The sequence below is a fragment of the Clostridium sp. ZS2-4 genome (assembly GCF_026719745.1).
Lineage (GTDB): Bacteria > Bacillota > Clostridia > Clostridiales > Clostridiaceae > Clostridium_H.
This window is the reverse complement of the sequence record NZ_JAPPRQ010000040.1, coordinates 1-18,607: the sequence shown is the minus strand read 5'-3', so window position 1 is coordinate 18,607 and position 18,607 is coordinate 1. Positions and strand designations below refer to the sequence as shown.

At 29.7% G+C, this 18,607-nt stretch carries 15 protein-coding genes and 1 pseudogene; 1 reads left to right on the top strand and 15 read right to left on the bottom strand.

Going from position 1 to position 18,607, the window contains the following annotated elements; all coding sequences use genetic code 11:
• Window positions 1–30: 30 nt before the first annotated feature.
• The 9 genes from dnaJ to gpr form a co-directional block, all read right to left on the bottom strand.
• A complete protein-coding gene (gene dnaJ / locus OIO11_RS06435) occupies window positions 31–1,158 on the bottom strand; it encodes a molecular chaperone DnaJ (protein ID WP_268070616.1) in 1,128 nt (375 codons plus the stop codon).
• Between the two features lie 124 nt (window positions 1,159–1,282).
• Window positions 1,283–3,130, bottom strand: a complete 1,848-nt coding sequence (gene dnaK / locus OIO11_RS06430; RefSeq protein WP_268070615.1) for a molecular chaperone DnaK — start codon at window positions 3,128–3,130, stop codon at window positions 1,283–1,285.
• Between the two features lie 54 nt (window positions 3,131–3,184).
• Window positions 3,185–3,820: a nucleotide exchange factor GrpE gene (gene grpE / locus OIO11_RS06425; protein ID WP_442781244.1), complete on the bottom strand. Its 636-nt coding sequence runs from the start codon at window positions 3,818–3,820 to the stop codon at window positions 3,185–3,187.
• Window positions 3,813–4,865, bottom strand: coding sequence for a heat-inducible transcriptional repressor HrcA (hrcA, locus tag OIO11_RS06420; RefSeq protein WP_268070640.1), 1,053 nt, complete (start codon window positions 4,863–4,865; stop codon window positions 3,813–3,815). The genes grpE and hrcA overlap by 8 nt, the downstream gene beginning before the upstream one ends.
• 204 nt (window positions 4,866–5,069) lie before the next feature.
• Window positions 5,070–6,200, bottom strand: a complete 1,131-nt coding sequence (hemW, locus tag OIO11_RS06415; RefSeq protein WP_268070614.1) for a radical SAM family heme chaperone HemW — start codon at window positions 6,198–6,200, stop codon at window positions 5,070–5,072.
• Window positions 6,201–6,232: 32 nt separating this feature from the next.
• Complete coding sequence (gene lepA / locus OIO11_RS06410) at window positions 6,233–8,038, bottom strand: translation elongation factor 4 (RefSeq protein ID WP_268070613.1); 1,806 nt, start codon at window positions 8,036–8,038, stop codon at window positions 6,233–6,235.
• Window positions 8,039–8,250: 212 nt separating this feature from the next.
• Window positions 8,251–8,679, bottom strand: coding sequence for a hypothetical protein (locus OIO11_RS06405; protein ID WP_268070612.1), 429 nt, complete (start codon window positions 8,677–8,679; stop codon window positions 8,251–8,253).
• A gap of 48 nt (window positions 8,680–8,727) precedes the next feature.
• Window positions 8,728–9,846 carry a stage II sporulation protein P gene (locus OIO11_RS06400; protein WP_268070611.1) on the bottom strand — a complete coding sequence of 373 codons (1,119 nt, stop codon included), beginning with the start codon at window positions 9,844–9,846 and terminating at the stop codon, window positions 8,728–8,730.
• A gap of 54 nt (window positions 9,847–9,900) precedes the next feature.
• Entirely contained in the window at window positions 9,901–10,875 is a 975-nt protein-coding gene (gene gpr / locus OIO11_RS06395; protein WP_268070610.1) for a GPR endopeptidase, read from the bottom strand.
• A gap of 339 nt (window positions 10,876–11,214) precedes the next feature.
• On the opposite strand from gpr, the gene rpsT reads away from it, so the two are divergent.
• Window positions 11,215–11,481: a 30S ribosomal protein S20 gene (gene rpsT / locus OIO11_RS06390; protein ID WP_268070609.1), complete on the top strand. Its 267-nt coding sequence runs from the start codon at window positions 11,215–11,217 to the stop codon at window positions 11,479–11,481.
• A 46-nt stretch (window positions 11,482–11,527) separates the two neighbouring features.
• Here the strand turns inward: rpsT and holA are convergent, their stop codons facing one another.
• The 6 genes and pseudogenes from holA to OIO11_RS06360 form a co-directional block, all read right to left on the bottom strand.
• On the bottom strand, window positions 11,528–12,550 hold the full coding sequence (gene holA, locus OIO11_RS06385; protein WP_268070608.1) for a DNA polymerase III subunit delta: 1,023 nt from the start codon (window positions 12,548–12,550) through the stop codon (window positions 11,528–11,530).
• A gap of 42 nt (window positions 12,551–12,592) precedes the next feature.
• On the bottom strand, window positions 12,593–13,930 hold the full coding sequence (locus OIO11_RS06380; protein ID WP_268070607.1) for a ComEC/Rec2 family competence protein: 1,338 nt from the start codon (window positions 13,928–13,930) through the stop codon (window positions 12,593–12,595).
• 9 nt (window positions 13,931–13,939) lie between these two features.
• Window positions 13,940–14,203: a hypothetical protein gene (locus OIO11_RS06375; RefSeq protein WP_268070606.1), complete on the bottom strand. Its 264-nt coding sequence runs from the start codon at window positions 14,201–14,203 to the stop codon at window positions 13,940–13,942.
• 70 nt (window positions 14,204–14,273) lie between these two features.
• Entirely contained in the window at window positions 14,274–16,868 is a 2,595-nt protein-coding gene (locus OIO11_RS06370; RefSeq protein ID WP_268070605.1) for a cation-translocating P-type ATPase, read from the bottom strand.
• A gap of 176 nt (window positions 16,869–17,044) precedes the next feature.
• Window positions 17,045–17,335 carry a hypothetical protein gene (locus tag OIO11_RS06365; protein WP_268070604.1) on the bottom strand — a complete coding sequence of 97 codons (291 nt, stop codon included), beginning with the start codon at window positions 17,333–17,335 and terminating at the stop codon, window positions 17,045–17,047.
• 1,018 nt (window positions 17,336–18,353) lie between these two features.
• Window positions 18,354–18,607 (bottom strand): annotated as a pseudogene (locus tag OIO11_RS06360) (Rpn family recombination-promoting nuclease/putative transposase); the annotation flags it as partial.

Sequence of the window (18,607 nt, the reverse complement as noted above, 5' to 3'; positions counted from 1 at the left end):
GTTTCTCCCACTAAAGAGAGAAACAAGTTTTTACTTAAAAGTATCCTTTATTTTATCTACAAAAGATTTTTTATGAGTATCATCTATTTTCTCACCACTAGCTTCCATAAATGCTAATAAAGCTTCTTTTTGCTTTTCATTTAGAGCTTTTGGTATATCTACTATAATCTTAACGTACTGGTCTCCTCTGCCATGTCCATTGACTCTTGGAACTCCTTTACCCTTTAGTCTGAAAACAGTTCCAGATTGAGTTCCTGATGGAACTTTGTATTTAACATCTCCATCTATTGTAGGAACCTTAAGTTCCGTTCCCAAAGATGCTTTTCCAAAGCTAATATGCTCTTCTATATATATGTCAAAGCCTTTTCTATTAAATAATTTATGTGGTGAAACCCTGATATTAATATACAAATCTCCTGAGGGACCTCCATTTTTTCCTGGTTCCCCCTGTCCTCTAAGAGGTAATACATTTCCTGTATCTACTCCTGCCGGTATTTTTATTTTTACTTTTTTATTTTTCCTAACAGTACCCTTTCCATGACAATGTGAACATGGGTCAGTTATAACTTTACCTGTTCCATTACATTTATCACAAGTAGCAGTACTTACAAAACTTCCAAGGGGAGTGTTTCTTTGATATTTTACTTGACCTGTACCACCACACTTATCACAGGTTTTTGTATTAGAACCTGGCTTTGAACCAGTTCCATTACAAATATCACAATTTTCATTCTTGGAAATGGATATCTCTTTCTCCATTCCAAAAACAGCCTCTTCAAAGGTTAAATTTAGAGTATATTCTAGATCATCTCCTCTTTCAGGTCCATTTCTTCTTTTTCTAGATGAAAATCCACCACCAAAAAATGAATCAAAAATATCTTCAAATCCACCCATACCTGAGAAATCAAAACCACCTGCACCACCAAATCCACCATTGAAATCAGTAGTACCAAATTGGTCATATTGTGATTTCTTTTGAGGATCTGATAATACTTGATAAGCTTCATTTATATCCTTAAATTTATCTTCTGCCTCTTTATTGTCTGGATTTCTGTCTGGATGGTATTTCATTGCAAGTTTTCTATATGCTTTTTTTATTTCATCATCACTAGCACCTTTCGATATTCCTAGAATATCATAGTAGTCTTTATTTGCCATCCCTGTTTTTTCACCGCCTAATGTTTATTCTTTCAGAAAAATACAACTTATCTTTGATTACGAAAATTAAGGGAAGGGTAATTCCCCATCCCTTATATGGTACAACTATTTTATTATATACAAATTATTTATCATCTTCAACCTTGAAATCAGCATCTACTACATTATCATCAGCTGCTTTTTGTCCATGTGCATCAGTTCCACCCATATTTCCCATGTCTGCTCCTGCTTGCGCTCCTTCTTGTTGATATAACTTTGAAGATACAGCATAGAATGCTTGAGTTAATTCTTCAGTAGCTTTTTTTATAGCCTCTATATCTTCCCCATCTTTTACTTTCTTTAGTTCTTCTAATTTATCTTCAATAGATTTTTTATCTTCTGGTGAAACTTTATCTCCAAGATCTTTTAATGTTTTTTCTGTTTGATAAGCAACAGAATCAGCATTATTCTTAGCATCTATAGCTTCTTTTCTTTCTTCATCTTCTGATGCAAATTTTTCTGCTTCTTTAACAGCCTTATCTATTTCTTCATCGCTTAGGTTAGTAGAAGCTGTAATTGTAATATTAGCTTCTTTGCCTGTTCCCTTGTCTTTTGCTGAGACATTTAATATACCATTAGCATCTATATCAAAAGTTACTTCAATTTGAGGTATTCCTCTTGGTGCTGGTGGTATATCAGTTAATTGGAATCTTCCAAGTGTCTTATTTCCAGTAGCCATTTTTCTTTCACCTTGAACTATGTGAATTTCAACTGAAGTTTGATTATCTGCAGCTGTTGAGAATATTTGACTCTTTCTTGCCGGTATTGTTGTATTTCTTTCTATTAATGGAGTAGCTACTCCGCCCATTGTTTCTATTCCAAGTGTTAATGGAGTTACATCTAAAAGTAATATATCTTTAACTTCTCCAGTTAATACTCCTGCTTGAATTGCTGCACCCATAGCAACACATTCATCTGGATTAACACCCTTAGTTGGTTCTTGTCCTGTGAATTTCTTAACAGCTTCCTGAACTGCTGGAATTCTTGTTGAACCACCAACTAATACAATTTTATCAATTTCATTTATTGACATATCTGCATCACTTAATGCTTTTCTCATTGGTTCTATTGTAGCTTCTACCAAATCATGAGTTAATTCATCAAATTTAGCTCTTGTCAAGTTCATATCAATATGTTTTGGACCAGTTGCATCAGCCGTTATAAATGGTAAGTTAATATTAGTTGTTGTTGATGATGATAATTCTATTTTAGCTTTTTCTGATGCTTCTTTTAATCTTTGAAGCGCCATCTTATCCTTTCTTAAATCTATTCCATTTTCAGCTTTAAAAGTTTCAGCTATATAATCCATTACTTTTTGGTCAAAATCATCTCCACCTAAAGAAGTGTTTCCGTTTGTAGCTTTAACTTCAAATACTCCATCTCCAAGTTCTAAGATAGATACGTCGAAAGTACCACCACCTAAATCATATACAAAAATCTTTTGAGTAGTATCCATTTTGTCAAGTCCATAAGCAAGTGAAGCAGCTGTTGGTTCATTTATGATTCTTTTTACATCAAGTCCTGCTATTTTACCAGCATTTTTAGTCGCTTGTCTTTCGCTGTCATTAAAATATGCTGGAACTGTTATAACTGCTTCTGTTACAGTTTCACCTAAATAAGCTTCTGCATCAGCTTTTAATTTTTGAAGTATCATTGCTGATATTTCTTCTGGTGAGTATTTCTTTCCTTCTACATCTACTCTATACTCAGTTCCCATATGTCTTTTTATAGAAATTATAGTCTTATCTGGATTTGTAATTGCTTGTCTTTTGGCAACTTGACCAACAAGTCTTTCTCCATCACCTTTAAATGCTACTACTGACGGTGTAGTTCTAGCACCTTCCGCATTTGCTATAACAGTTGGATTTCCACCTTCCATAACTGCTACACAAGAGTTAGTTGTTCCTAAGTCTATTCCTATAATTTTTCCCATTTTGTTTACCTCCTATATTATAAGTAATTTACAATTTTAGTTATTGGTATTAAGTTAGTTGGCTACCTTAACTAAACTATATCTTAAAACTTTATCTCCTCTTTTAAACCCTTTTTGGAAAACTTCTACAATTTCATTATCTCCAAAATTTTCATCCTCTACATGCATTATAGCATTATGATAATTTGGATCAAAGTTACTTTCATCAGTAATTTCTTCAACATCAAGTTTTCCTAATGAATCCATAAATTGCTTAATTACAGCTTCAATCCCTTTTTTAAGATCCTCTGCATTTCCTTCTGCCTTAATAGCTCTTTCTAAATTGTCTAATACTGGAAACATGTTTTTAAGTACATCTTCACAGGCGTCAGTATAAATAGCTTTCTTTTCTTTTTCTGTTCTTTTTCTAAAATTTTCATATTCTGCATTCATTCTTAAAAATCTATCTTTTAAAGCACTTAACTCATTCTCAAGTTTTTTATTTTCATCGCTTAATGCTTTGTTCTTACTTTTCAACTCATCATTTTCTTCATTAAGCTTATTTGCTTTATCTTCTTCCTCTGTTTGTTCACTAACTTTTTCATCTTTCATTTCTTCATTGCTATTAAATTCTACTTCATCTTTTAAAATTTTTTCTAACGTTTCATTATTATTTTCCATGTTTTCCATCAACTCACCTCTATCAGTCATCAGTATATATTTGCCCTATGCTATCATTTAGTGATTTCACAAATTGAGTAAGCACAGAAATAACCTTAGAATATTGCATTCTTGTAGGCCCTATAACGCCTATAGTACCTACTGGCTTTCCTCCTAAACTGTAAACTGCAGATACTATACTGCAATTTTTAGCATCTTCAATAAAATTTTCTTTACCTATTTTTATTGAAATCATATTATTATCATTATTAATCACAGGTAATTTGTTATTAAATAATTGTCCAATGGCTTTCTTATTATCCAATAAACCCAAGAACTGTTTTGCCTTTTCCACATCATTATATTCTGCATAGTTAAATATATTCGCTGTACCTTCACAATAAATTTCACTGTCATCAGCTTTGCTTAAAGCTTCATAAAGTGCAGAAATAATTCCATCAAAAATGCTTTCATAACCTTTTAGTTCATTTTTTAAATCATTTATTACTTTTAAATTGATATCTTGAATTGTCAAATTAACAAGTTTAGCATTCAAAACATTAGAAAGCTTTTGAAGCGAGGAGCTATCAATATTTTGATTAACTCTTATAACTTTGTTGCTTATCATGCCATCTTGGGTAATTATTACCGCAAGAATATTATTCTTATCTATATTCATTAGTTGAATCAATCTAATGGAACTAGTTCTTACAGATGGTGTTTTAACTACACACGTAAGCTTAGTAAGTTCTGAAAGCAGTAGTGTTGCTTTTTTTACTATTTTGTCTATCTCATATAAGGCTTGATTTATAAGTTCTGCTTTTATTTTAAGTTCTTCTTCTGGAGTTAGCCTTTGTAATTGAATAAGTTTGTCAACATACAATCTATAGCCTTTATCCGAAGGTTTTCTCCCTGAAGAAGTGTGCAGCTGTTCAATAAATCCCATTTCCTCCAAATCTGACATTTCATTTCTTATAGTTGCTGAACTGATACCTAAATCATACTTTTTAGCAATTGTCCTTGATCCTACAGGCTCTCCAGTATAGATGTAATCACAGATAATAGCCTCAAGTATTTTAATTTTTCTTTCATCCATGTTAAAATTCATTTTTACTGAATCACCTCTTTTATTAGCACTCAAGGTCATTGAGTGCTAATGACTACGTTTCTAAATTATCACTCTAGTATTTTTTTGTCAACTTTGCGTTATTTGCATAATTTATTTATTTTGTTTAATTATCTAGAAATAGTTATATTTTTCTTTGAAATTCTCTATTTTCTTCATGTTTTTACTTGTGTTTTATCCATCCAGCATAAAATCACTCATTATAGCATTTGATATTTCAATTCCTTTTGAAGTTAAAAGTAATTGTCCTTCTGCTTCCATTAATAAATTTTTCTTTTTATACTTTTCAATTATTTCACCATATACTTCATATATAGAAATTTTGAACTTTTTGTTAAATTTTTCTGTAGATATACCCCTTATTTTTCTCAATCCCATAAACATAAATTCTTCCATATCATCTTTTATAAGATTTTTTTTCTTTTCTATAACTGCAGAATTAGTATTATCCATCATAGTTATGTATTGGTCAATTTCTGCAACATTGCTATATCTGAAGCCACCTACATAGGAATGAGCCGCTGCTCCAAGCCCTATATACTCTTCTAAATTCCAGTAGACTAAATTATGTCTGCATTCTCTATTTTCTTTTGAAAAATTTGATATTTCATATTGATAGTATTCTTTTTCCCTTAAATATTCCAAAGTATGCATATACATTTTTCTCTCTACGTCTTCATCTGGCAACTTTAATTTGTTTTGTTTATACATATCATAGAATTTTGTTCCCTCTTCTACTATTAAGCTATAACATGATAAATGTTCCGGATCTAGTTCTGTTATTTTTTCTAAAGTTTCTTTCCATTCCTCTAAAGTTTGACTTGGAAGTCCAAACATTAAATCTATATTAATATTATCAAACCCTAATTTTCTTGCCATGAAAAAGCTTTTTACAAATTCCTCAGATGAGTGTATTCTTCCTAATCTTTTAAGGTGTTTATCCTGCCATGCTTGTAACCCTATACTTAATCTATTTACTCCCATTTCCTTGAACAACTTTAATTTTTCTTCACTAAACGTACCTGGATTACCTTCTACTGTAAACTCCAAATCTTCACTTTTATTCAATTTTTCTATGCTTTTCTTTATAATATTCCATCCCTCTAAAGATAAATAGGTGGGAGTACCCCCACCTATAAATATTGTGTTAATTCTTCTATCTTTTATATTATCTATCTCTTTAGAAAGGGAATTTGAATAACTAAGCATTTTATTTTCCTTACCGCAGTAAGATGGGAAGTCACAATACAAACACTTTTGTCTGCAGAATGGAATGTGTATATATAGCGAAATACCCTTATTCATATTACCCATCTCCCTTCTTCTCAGTTCGAAGATTAATCAACCTTTAATATTGACATAAATGCTTCCTGCGGCACTTCTACGCTGCCCACTTGACGCATTCTCTTTTTACCTTCCTTTTGTTTTTCAAGAAGCTTTCTCTTTCTTGAAATATCTCCACCATAACACTTTGCAAGAACGTCTTTTCTCATAGCTTTTACAGTTTCTCTTGCAATGATTTTAGCTCCAACAGCTGCTTGAATTGGAATTTCAAACATCTGCCTCGGAATAACCTCTTTTAGTTTTTCAGCTATAGCTCTTCCTTTTTGATAAGCTTTTTCTTCAGGTACAATCATTGATAATGCATCAACAACATCTCCATTCAAAAGCATATCAAGTTTAACAAGCTTAGTACTCTGATATCCATGAAGTTCATAATCTAAAGATGCATAACCTCTTGTCTTAGATTTTAAAGTATCAAAGAAATCATATATTATTTCATTTAAAGGTATATAGTAATTCAGAACTACTCTGGTAGTTTCTATATATTCCATATCAATAAAAGTACCACGTCTAGTTTGACAAAGATCCATAACTGCACCAACGTAATCAGATGGAGTAATTATTGAGGCCTTTACAACCGGCTCCTCCATATGCTCTATTTCTGTTGGGTCTGGCATATTTGTTGGATTTGTAATATCCATCATTTCACCATTATTTCTAAATATCTTATATATAACAGATGGAGCTGTAGTAATGATATCAAGATTAAACTCCCTTTCAATTCTTTCTTGAATAATCTCCATATGTAAAAGCCCTAAAAATCCACATCTGAATCCAAACCCTAAAGCTATCGATGTTTCTGGCTCAAATGACAAAGCAGCATCATTTATTTTTAATTTTTCAAGTGCTTCCTTCAATTCGTCATATTTAGCCCCATCTACAGGATAAATACCACTGTACACCATTGGGATTGCTGGTCTATATCCTTCTAAAGGTCCATCTGCTGGTCTTAGTGCTTCCGTTATAGTATCTCCAACTGCTGCATCCCTAACATTTTTTATAGAAGCTGTTATATATCCAACATCGCCTGCTTTAAGCTCTTTCATGGATACAAAACCTGGAGCAAAAATTCCAACCTCTGTTACTTCATACTCCTTATTACTTGCCATAAATTTAATTTTAGTTCCTTGGCATACTGTTCCTTCTTTAATTCTTACATAGGATACTACGCCTTTGTAGCTATCATAATATGAGTCAAATATTAATGCCTTTAAAGGTGCTTCTTCATCGCCTCCTGGTGCTGGCACTTTCTCAACTATAGCTTCTAACACATCCTCAATATTAAGACCTGTTTTGGCAGAAACTAAAGGAGCATCATGTGCCTCTATGCCTATAACATCCTCTATTTCCTGTTTTATTTCTTCTGGCCTTGCACTTGGCAAATCAATTTTATTTATAATTGGAACTATTTCTAAATTGTTATCTAACGCAAGATAACAATTAGCCAATGTCTGTGCTTGTATACCCTGTGTTGCATCGACTACTAGAATTGCACCTTCACAGGCTGCTAAACTTCGTGAAACTTCATAGTTAAAATCGACATGTCCTGGAGTATCAATTAAATTCAGTACATATTCTTCTCCATTATCTCTTTTATAAACTAATCTTGCAGCTTGAGACTTTATAGTAATTCCTCGCTCTTTTTCAAGTTCCATATTGTCTAAAACCTGATTTTCCATCTCTCTTTTTGTTAATGTACCTGTAACTTCTAATAATCTATCTGCCAGTGTAGACTTACCATGATCGATATGTGCTACAATGGAAAAATTTCTAATATGCTTTTTTCTATCATTCTGCATTTGTTTTTTTACCCCCAATTTGTGCATAATCAATTTAAACTTATCTTCAAGAGGAGTTTGTACTCACACTGAAGGTTAGTTAACCTTATCCATGAACTTATTGTCACTTCTCATACTTGTAGAAGACGGATTCTTAGTGGCATTAAGCTATGGCATAAATCAAAATAAATTATAGCATATATCTCTGTATATATGTCAATAAAAACTATATTTTAACCCATATTATATATTATTCCAAGCTTATCTTTTATTAGTTCTCTTAATCCTAATGTCTCTTTCTTTAAATTGTAAAAAAATTCTTTTGTTTGGACTTTAGGAATAGCTTCATTATTAATAAAAAATAAATAATTATTCATATCTATTCTAAAATCAAAAGGATTTGCATTAAATAATACTCTAATCTTAGGAACACAACTTGCATCTTCCTTATTGTTTATATCTTTTATCTTATATTTACATGGATTATCTAGTACCTGCTGCATCCGGTCTAAATTCCATACTTTTTTATTATTTGTAGAAGATGTTTCTCCAACCACACTAGCATATATTTGTCTATTCAGATTAATATTTACTGAAAAAAGACCATATGCCAATACAAAGAGAGTAATCATACCCGTTAAAATTTTTTTAGATTTTTCCATAAAAAAGCACCTCCTTTTTATAAGGATGTACTTTTTTATATTTTTTATTCAATTATTCCCATTTAAACACTCAGCAATTATTCTAGCTAAATATTTGGATGAAGCTTTGGCTTCATTAACTGTATTTATATGAGAACCAACTTCTATTAAAACAGCATTATCACTAACAGCTTGATTAAAAAATTTTCTTCCATAATTATAATAAAATATTCCTTTTGAGAAACCAGGATATAATTTTTCTGATACCTTTATCATATTATTAACTATTTTCATATTCTTGTCAAAATGAGGGTTTTTTTTAGCCATTACGAACATAAATCTCGCCATATCCTCATCATTTATCCTTGTAGTAACTGCTTTTTTATTTTCCACTGAATCTCTATGCAAATCAATTATAAGCTTGAAGTTTCCATACTCCTTCATATATTTATTTAATGTTACTTCAGACCTATCATAGCTTTGTGCATAAGCTGCTGCATCATGTACAGTTGTATCATGAATTACCGATATACCATATTTTTCTTGTAATTCTTTTTTTAATTCTTCTCCAACTGCACATACATTTTGAGTCTTATTCATAGTATTAATTCCATTCGGCTTATAGCTTTCACAGGTATGTGTATGATAAATAAGGACTTCTGGTTTAGCCGATAACTTCTTTTTTAACTTTGGGTTATATGCTGGAGAAGTTTTAATATTAGAATTACTAATAGCTTGAGTCGCCTCTTCAAAAACCTGATCTTCACTCAAAGTAAATTTATCTAAAACATTTTCAGGGTCTCTTTTTATCACACTAAAATTGCTTCCATCATCACTTTCACTATTTAAAGCAATTTGATAGTTCTCATCTGCTTTTAAATAAGACATTTCCTTTCCTACAATTGATAAGGATTTTTTACTGTTAATACCTAACATATTTAAAATATTACTTGTAAAAAATTCTTGCCTTCCGCTTTCCTCTTCTTGTGAAAGATTGGATTGCAATACTGGAGCTGTACAATCTATGATACTTGAGTAAAAATTAATTTCTCTTCCGGTGTTTTTCATCATAATCTTTTTTACTCCACCAAATAAAGCCACAGCCAAAAGAATACTTATTAAAAATATTAAAACACTTACTAGTAAAGTAAATTTATCACTATCCATACCACTTCTCTTACCGTTCATCACGACCCCTCCCTTGTTTACTCTATTATATGAGGAGTCATTTTTAAAATATTCCTAATTTACATATTTGTTTATATCATCTAAATCCAGAGCAGGCTGAAGTGCTATATTTATACCATTTGCAATTACCTTAGATATTGAGTCAATGACCACATCTACTTCTTTTGGCGTAACAACTAAATCTCCAACATAAGGATGCAATATTTCGTTAATAAGTCTCTCTTTTTCTCCTTTATCAAGTGATTTTAGCATATTATAAAATGTACTTCCCTCAGTTGATTGCTTTATCATCTCATCAAGTGCCAAATCAATAGTATCATTAGCTAAAGTTGCAGCATGAACTACAGTAGGTACACCTACAGCAATAACTGGTATTCCTAAAGTTCTCTTGCTGATTTCCATTCTTTTATTACCTATGCCTGATCCTGGAGATATCCCACTATCACCAATTTGAATAGTTCTGTTTACTCTTTCCGTCTTTCTTGAAGCTAAGGCATCTATGCATATTATCAAATCAGGCTTAATTTTATCTGCAACTGATTTAATTATCTCACCTGTTTCAATACCTGTAAGTCCCAAAACTCCTGGAGACATAGCGCACACTGGTCTTATATTTTCATCTATACTATCTGGAATCAATTCTTTCAAATGTCTTGTAACCATCATTCTCGATATTACCTTAGGACCTAACGCATCTGGGGTTACATTCCAGTTTCCAAGTCCTACAACCAATGTTGTCATGCTTTTGTCAATACCTATCATATCTGATAGTGTTTTTGCAAGAACTTTACTCACATCCTCCATAATATCCTTATCATACTGAACAAACTCTGGAATATCAATAGTTATATACCTGCCAACAGGTTTACCCATATTTTTTTCTCCTACTTCATTGATTATCCTTACATCTGTAACTCTCATTCCACTTTGTGTATAATCATTTATTTCAACACCTGAAATTTTCCCCTTACTCTTCTGTTCATAAATCTCTTTTGCTTCAACAGCTAAATCCGTTCTTACACTAACCATATGTACACTTCCTTTCTTATTTAACTTATATTAATATTTTCTCCTATTTCCCATTAATAATTCATAAACTCTCTTATCAAATAGCTTTTAGTATGTATATTTGGTGTATTAGATAAATTCTTTAGTATTTTTTCTTACTGTACCCCAAATACCCTTCACTATAAAGGCCTGTTAAATCTTTATCTAAGTATATGTTTATATGGTATTATAATTTTAAAAATTTGTACTTGAAGTACTTAACAAATAATGCTATAATATCATTTGTTGAGTAAGGCAATTCAATTACGAATTCCCCAAAGCTGCTTAACCCTACTAAATTCATAAGGGGGTGAAAAAGAAATGGCAAATATTAAATCAGCTAAGAAAAGAGTTAAAGTTATAAAAGTTAAGACTCTTAGAAATAAAATGATTAAATCAGCATTAAAAACAACTATAAAGAAATTTGAAATAGCTGTTGCTAACAACGAGGGGGCAGAAGCTAATTCTGCTTTCACAGCTTGCGTTAAATCTTTAGATATGGCTGCTTCAAAAGGAGTAATACATAAAAATCAAGCTGCAAGAAAAAAATCAAGATTAGCTTCAAAATTAAACGGATTAAGCGCTTAATAAAAAAGCCGGTGAAACTCACCGGTTTATTTTATTATATATTATTTTATGCCATTGCTGTATTTATAATAAGAAGTTCCATTTCTGTTTTTGAATCTACGGAACTGCTTTTTAAAGTCTTTTCAGTCTCTAAACATAACTCTATACTCTTTTGAATTTGTTCCAAAGTAAACTTTTTACTTTGAATCATCATTTTTTCGCAAATAAATGGATGAATTCTCAATTCTCTAGCTAATGTTTCCTTTGTATTTCCACTTTCCACTCCAAGCTTTATCTCAAAAATCAATTTAAATTGCCTTTCTATCATTCTTAGAATACCAGTTATAGACTCTCCTTTAAATATTAACTCATTTAAAATATCTAAAGACTTTTGCGGCTTTCTTTGAGATAAATAATCCACTAAATTAAATATGTCATTATCGTTTTTAAGACTTATAATATCCCCAATATCGTTTGATGTAATTTCTCTATCTAATGTATAGCAGCACAACTTTTCAACTTCATTTTCTATTATATCCATATTGTTTTCTACATTACTGCAGAACAACACAAGATCCGCTTTCTCTATTTTTTTGTTTTTCCTATCAAAAATAGTTTTAACTTTTTTTTGCAGCACTGCACCTTTTAGCTTTGAAAACTTTACAACTGTAGCTAGTTTGTCTAGTTTTTTTAGCTTGTTACTCTCTTTTTCTCTATCATTTTCAAAAATATAATACATAATTAAAATACATTCTTTGGGCAAATTCTTTATGTACTCTGATGCATCTTTATATACTTTTTCCATAGTTTTATCACACTTATCTCTAAGAAAATCTGCTCTATAAATAGCAACTACTTTTTTTTCACACATAAAAGGCAGTGTTTCACAAGCATTGATAATATTGTTAATATCAACAGTAAGCCCATCTAATTGAACATAATTTAAATCTAAAAAATCTTTGCTTACAGTTTTATCTAATATTATCTTAATATTATTTTTTATACTTTGCTCATCACTTCCACAAAAAATATAACAATTACTAATCTCATTATTTTTCAGCTTATTTTCTAATTGTAAAAAGTCAATCAATTTTAGTCCCCCATTTTCTAAATCACTCTTATAGCATAATAATTATATCATGTTGTAGAGGATAATAAAATATGCCAGCACTGCTGGGAAATACTTCAATTCAGTATATCCATGCTTATAAAACAAATAGCTTGCAAATATGCTCATTAAAGCAACGCCATAAAAATAATTATATTCGATTATTGGTGGACATAATCTTAGCAAAATATGATTTGCACCTTCTATTGCTGTAGTTATGGAATACAACATAGACATTATAAACCTTGATACTACATTAATTTTAAAAGTCAACAGTTCTAAATTTCCAAAGAGTATAAGGAGCGAGTATAAAGGAATTAAAATTAAATTTGCTGGTATGAAAAATAAACTTATATTGTTTAGAGAACACATAGCATAAGGCATTGAAAAAATCTGTGCACTTAAAGTTATGCTTAAGCTCTCATTAAGTTTTTGTGGCAGTCTATATAAACATCTCTGGATTTTCTTATTATACAGTATTATTCCAAGTGTAGCTAAAAATGATAACATAAACCCTATGTCTGTAATATAATATGGTCTGATCAGCAATAGTACAAGACCTGCTAAAGCAATAGCCGAAAGACTATCATACTTCCTATAAACAATTTTTGATAATTTTAAAATCACTATCATTATATAAGCTCTTATAGTCGCTGCCTTTCCCCCTGTGAATATTAAATATATAAAGGATAGTGCCAAGCTTAAATTCATTCCTAAAACTCTTTCTAAAAGCTTATATACTAATGCCATATGAAAACCAGAAACACTAATTATATGAGTTATACCCAAAGTCTTAAATTTTTCTTTTTGATCTAGCGATAAATATTTGCTTTCCCCATAGCATGTTCCCATGATTAAAGCAGCTTTTTCTTTTCCAAGTTCTTTTGAATATTTTTTAAATAGCTTCTCTTTAAGTTGATACAATTGAAATATAATATCTTTCTTCTTTTTTATATAATACTCTACTTTATAACATCCAATGCTTCCATTAGAATAATTTATATTTTTATTAAACTCACCAAAGGCTTCTATTTTTTCTCCTTTTTCTACTCCATTTATATTGCCAATAATATATATCTTTCTTCCTTTAAAGTTAGCCATACAATACTTGTTTTCTTTCTCACTTATTCTAAAAGTTACCTTATTCATTAAATTTGTATTATAATACATATAAAAACTAAAACAACCCATAATAAAAAATGAACATATAACGATAAATGATTTTCTATCTAAAGTAAAAAATATAACACCCAAAAATGATGCAGCTAAAGCTGCACCAAAAATAATATTATACCCTAAAACCATTATAGAAAAACATCCCATAAACACTGATACTGCATAATATATTAATGGTCTTTTCATTTTTTTACTCTAATCCACTAAAGAATTATCTATTTCTTTCTCAATTTTGTGTACTTCTATTGTTATATTTACTCTATGGGTTAAATTATCTATTTTTATATCTTTAATATGTGATGTTACATCTTTTTTCATCATAGAAAAGTAACTATCTGTTAAATCTTTAGCTGACTTCTTGTCTAAATTTTCATATTTTAAGAAAAAATCTTTTTCCGGTATGTCCAAAAACTCAGTATTACTGCCAACAATAATAGTTTCAAAAATATTGTCAAGCATAAAAATACACCTCCATATATTAATTTAACCAAATATATGGAGGTTTAATCACAGACTAATATATTAATATTTAATTTCTATCTATTTCCTTCATAAATATCACTGAAGCAATCTGTATAACCATTATTATAATAATCATTCTAAGATTACTTGAATTATTAACTATTGAAAGTACTATTTTTTTATTAAAGTTAATACTTAATAAAAACATGCTGATAATTAAATTTATTATAAATAGTAAAATAGTTAACTTGTTTTTAAAACATTTTTTTACTTCTAAAAAATAATGCGAGAATATTATTGGACTTAAATTTAAAATAATAAATGCATTTGCTGAACCTAAGAGAAGATTATTTTTATTTCCGAAAGTTAAAGCCAAAGTAGTCAATACTCCTGTTAAACTACCAAACATTATCATACTAGAAGTTAAGCTTCGAAAAACGGTCTTATCCAAACTTTCTCTTTCATAATTATTTATTGTGATATTATAGTGCTGACTATATATGTATATGGAACTTAATATAACCGTAATAAAATTCATAAAAATAAGTTTTATAGGATTGATTGCTGGCTTATATCCTAAAATTACTGGCAATACCAATGAAATAAATTCTCCCATAGCAACTGTTAACGCAAATCTTACTTCATCCTTCAAAACCTTCATTAATTTTCTACTCTCTTCAATTAATGATAAAAGCTTCATGAAATCATTATCTTCTATATATATATCTCCTAATTTCTTGGTAATATTTGTACATTTTTTCCCTGCTGCAACCCCAACATGTGCAATTCTGAAACTTGGAGAATCTGTAAATTTATTTCCTGTAACAGTTAAGTTATATCCCAACTTTTTAAAAACACTTGAGATTTTCCATTTATTTTTAGAAGAAATCTTTGAATATATGCTTACTCTTTCAACATATTTTTCAAACTCCTTCTCCTCCATATGGTCTAGTTCAACTCCGGATAACACTATATCATTTTTATTTAAAATTCCTATTTTTCTACCAAAAGCCTCAGCAGTAATCTTATTATCCTCTGTAATTAGTGTAGGTTTTATAGCTAGTGACTTACAATAATTCAAATACTTTATTGCATCCTCCTTAATAGGATTCTCGAATCCTACTAAACCGACAAATACTAAATTACTCTCAATATTTTCATTAATGCTAGGTTCATAGTTAAAATTTCTATAAGCAAACCCTTCAACATAAAGAGACTCCTTAGACATGATCAAGTCTGCATTTCGTATTTCATTTATGTCCTTATCAGTTATTTCTACCTCTATTCCATTTTTCATTATATGAGTACATCTTTCAATTAGCTTGTCTACTGTTCCTTTGACATTAGCTCTATATTTATCCTCTATCTTGTTTACTGTAGTTTTTATTCTCTTATCCCTATCATATGGTATCTGTAAAACTCTTTGTTGTTCTTTATCTATTATTCTCTTATCTACTGATTTTTTGAAACCGTAATTCGCCAAAGATACTTCTGTCAAATCCCCTTTTAAGTCTTGTCCATCAATATCTCTTTTAACATCATTACAAACCAATCCTATATTTAATATTCTATCCACGTTATCTTTATTTTCCTCATTCTGCTCGTAATTGTCTTCTAAAATTCTACCATTTGTATATAATTTGCTTACACACATTTTATCCTCTGTCAATGTACCAACTTTATCAACAAAGATTATATTAGTATTTGATAGTCTTTGAATAGAAGATAATCCTTTAAACTGAACTCCATGATTCTTCATTTTCTTTTTCACTACCAAGGAAATTATTCCAATAACGAAAATTATATGTAACGGAACAATTATTAAATATAGGCTAGATATTAAAGAATCAATATCTTTAACATTGGTTTTTCTATAAAAGTTGTATATTAATATAAAAAAAGAAAGACTACAAAAAACACCTGTCAAAATATTGATTATCCTTGAAACATTTTCTTCTAGTACATTTCTTTCATGTTTACCCTTAATCAATCCTTTTGTAATTTTCCCTATTTGAGTATTTTCACCAATAGCTGTAACTATTGCTACAGCTATTCCTTCTATAACAAAAGAAGATTTAAAGGCCATATTCTTCATTTCGCTTAAAGATATTTCTTTATCTTCAATTTTTGTTGAATATTTTTCAATAATACTGTTGTCTCCTGTTAAAGCAGACTCTTTTATATTTAACCCTTCACAACTTATTAATCTCAAGTCCGCTGGAACTATGTCTCCTCTTTCAAGATATACAATATCTCCTATTACAAGCTCCTCACAATCAATTTTTTGCACTTTACCTTCTCTCTTTACTAAAGCTTCCTTTGGAATTATTTTTTCTAACTCCTTTAAACTTTTTTCATTATTATAATCTTTAACAGTATGCAATATTATACATAAGAAAATTATACTTGCCAGAATGCTTGCCAAAAAAGCCTCTCTATTTAAAAATAACAAAAAACAAATTCCTAACCCTATTATTGCATATATATTAACGATTTGTTTAACAAATAAAAAAGCTCCACTTTTTATTTCTAAATTAAGAGTATTATTTCCACCATATTTTTCCCTATTTTCTTCTGCATTTTTTTTACTAAGTCCTTTATTTACGTCACTTTGAAGTTCTCTAACCACATCATTCCAACTATAGTTATACCAATCTATCATAAAACTCCCTCATTTTTGTTTTATTTTTGTAGTATTATATTTTGTAAAAATAATATGTTCCATATCTATAGTCGTACATATTATTAAAGTCTTTAATGAAATTCCCTAAATATGGATAACTATTTAAATATACTCCACATAAAAATTAGTGAGTCTCCTCGAGACTCACTAATCAATTAATATTCTTTATTTTTGAAAAAGTTTGCTCTAAAATAATGTTTTTCACCATTATCATCTTCAATTAAATATAAAGTAGAGTTATTAACTGCTGGTTTTATGTCATATTGTACAGGTACTTTTACACTCAACACTTCATATTCTTTATCTTTAGTTAAATTTACTTCAACACCTAATTGCTCCAATGAGTTACTCTTGAAAATTACCTTTTTAATAGGCTTAACAAGTTCTTTTGGTTCCTGTAATTCTTCTACTTGTTCAATTTCTTGTGTTTCATATATTTCTTGCATTAATCAAAACTCCTTTTTACAAAATATTTTGATATGACTCATATCAAATTTAATACTTATATTATAGCATGGTAAATATTATATCATCTTTATTCATTTAATTCAAAACCTATAATAAAAATTTAAAATTATCAGGAATTGGTTATTTTTATGATTCCAATTCCTGCTGTTCTATTTCTGTTAATTACATTTTATTTTGTTGCTCTACTTTTACTAAAATCTTATATTTTGAATATATTTTTTATAAATAATTGTGTTGGAAAATATAAAAAACACCTTTTAAACAATTCAAATAAGCATTCATAGTTTAAGATCTTAAAAGCTTTGGATTGTATTCTAGTATATAAAAAATACAGGTACAAATAACATAGATAAATCCATCATTCTTTAGATATGACAACTGTTTATTCAATACTAAACTTAAATCAATTGAATTATTATTTACTCAACTTTCGCACTTATGTTTTAGGGCGGTAGCCCGTAGCTCAATGTCATAAAGATAAGCTTGGATAAATTGGAAAATGAAATAATAAATATTCAGATGTTTTATTCTATAGGCATTGAGTACATTGCATTTCCTGTTGGTGGTGCATATGGGAAAGTGAATATTATCTCCAATTTCATACTTTTCTCTTCTTTTTATTTCATAGTAGAAATAGTCTGTATCATTCCCACCTGCTTGGTGAAATCTTTTTAAATTCTTACAAGCTTTGTAAGTGCTACTATCCTCTAATCTATAATATGCTTTATTTGGCCTGCCAAAATAAAGCATATTACGCGCTTCCATTATATCACAAAATAATTCTGATTTTAACTCACTTGCTATCCGTTTAATTTTTCAAAGTTAACAGTTAGAATTTTGGAATAAAATAATCTAAAAATAAAAATTCCTAGAACTCTCATCCCTATCCTTTAATATTTCAGTTTATTCAATAAAAAAGCCTAACACCACAATTCAATTTGAACTGTATGATAGACTCTAAAGATAACTATTACTACTTCTATACCTAAATTCTTATTAATTTTTTAAACCTCTAACTATATCAATAGCTAATCCCGTTTTAGTAGCTATTGTTTCATCATCAAGTATACCAACTAAATTTTTTGCTATTTCTATTGCCTTGCTAGTAGCACCTTCTTTTATACCCTCTTCTCTTGCTGTTTTCTCTCTTGTCAACTGATCCATAATTTCTGCTTGTCTTGCTTCGTATGCTATTCTTGCGTCTTTACTTTTACTAACTCTTTGCAATATTTCATACGCAGTTTTAATAT

Bases quoted from the DNA above. Each gene is read 5' to 3' on its own strand.
- dnaJ (WP_268070616.1), bottom strand. From the start codon at position 1,158: ATGGCAAATAAAGACTACTATGATATTCTAGGAATATCGAAAGGTGCT.
- dnaK (WP_268070615.1), bottom strand. From the start codon at position 3,130: ATGGGAAAAATTATAGGAATAGACTTAGGAACAACTAACTCTTGTGTA.
- grpE (WP_442781244.1), bottom strand. From the start codon at position 3,820: ATGACTGATAGAGGTGAGTTGATGGAAAACATGGAAAATAATAATGAA.
- hrcA (WP_268070640.1), bottom strand. From the start codon at position 4,865: ATGGATGAAAGAAAAATTAAAATACTTGAGGCTATTATCTGTGATTAC.
- hemW (WP_268070614.1), bottom strand. From the start codon at position 6,200: ATGAATAAGGGTATTTCGCTATATATACACATTCCATTCTGCAGACAA.
- lepA (WP_268070613.1), bottom strand. From the start codon at position 8,038: ATGCAGAATGATAGAAAAAAGCATATTAGAAATTTTTCCATTGTAGCA.
- OIO11_RS06405 (WP_268070612.1), bottom strand. From the start codon at position 8,679: ATGGAAAAATCTAAAAAAATTTTAACGGGTATGATTACTCTCTTTGTA.
- OIO11_RS06400 (WP_268070611.1), bottom strand. From the start codon at position 9,846: ATGAACGGTAAGAGAAGTGGTATGGATAGTGATAAATTTACTTTACTA.
- gpr (WP_268070610.1), bottom strand. From the start codon at position 10,875: ATGGTTAGTGTAAGAACGGATTTAGCTGTTGAAGCAAAAGAGATTTAT.
- rpsT (WP_268070609.1), top strand. From the start codon at position 11,215: ATGGCAAATATTAAATCAGCTAAGAAAAGAGTTAAAGTTATAAAAGTT.
- OIO11_RS06380 (WP_268070607.1), bottom strand. From the start codon at position 13,930: ATGAAAAGACCATTAATATATTATGCAGTATCAGTGTTTATGGGATGT.
- OIO11_RS06375 (WP_268070606.1), bottom strand. From the start codon at position 14,203: ATGCTTGACAATATTTTTGAAACTATTATTGTTGGCAGTAATACTGAG.
- OIO11_RS06370 (WP_268070605.1), bottom strand. From the start codon at position 16,868: ATGATAGATTGGTATAACTATAGTTGGAATGATGTGGTTAGAGAACTT.
- OIO11_RS06365 (WP_268070604.1), bottom strand. From the start codon at position 17,335: ATGCAAGAAATATATGAAACACAAGAAATTGAACAAGTAGAAGAATTA.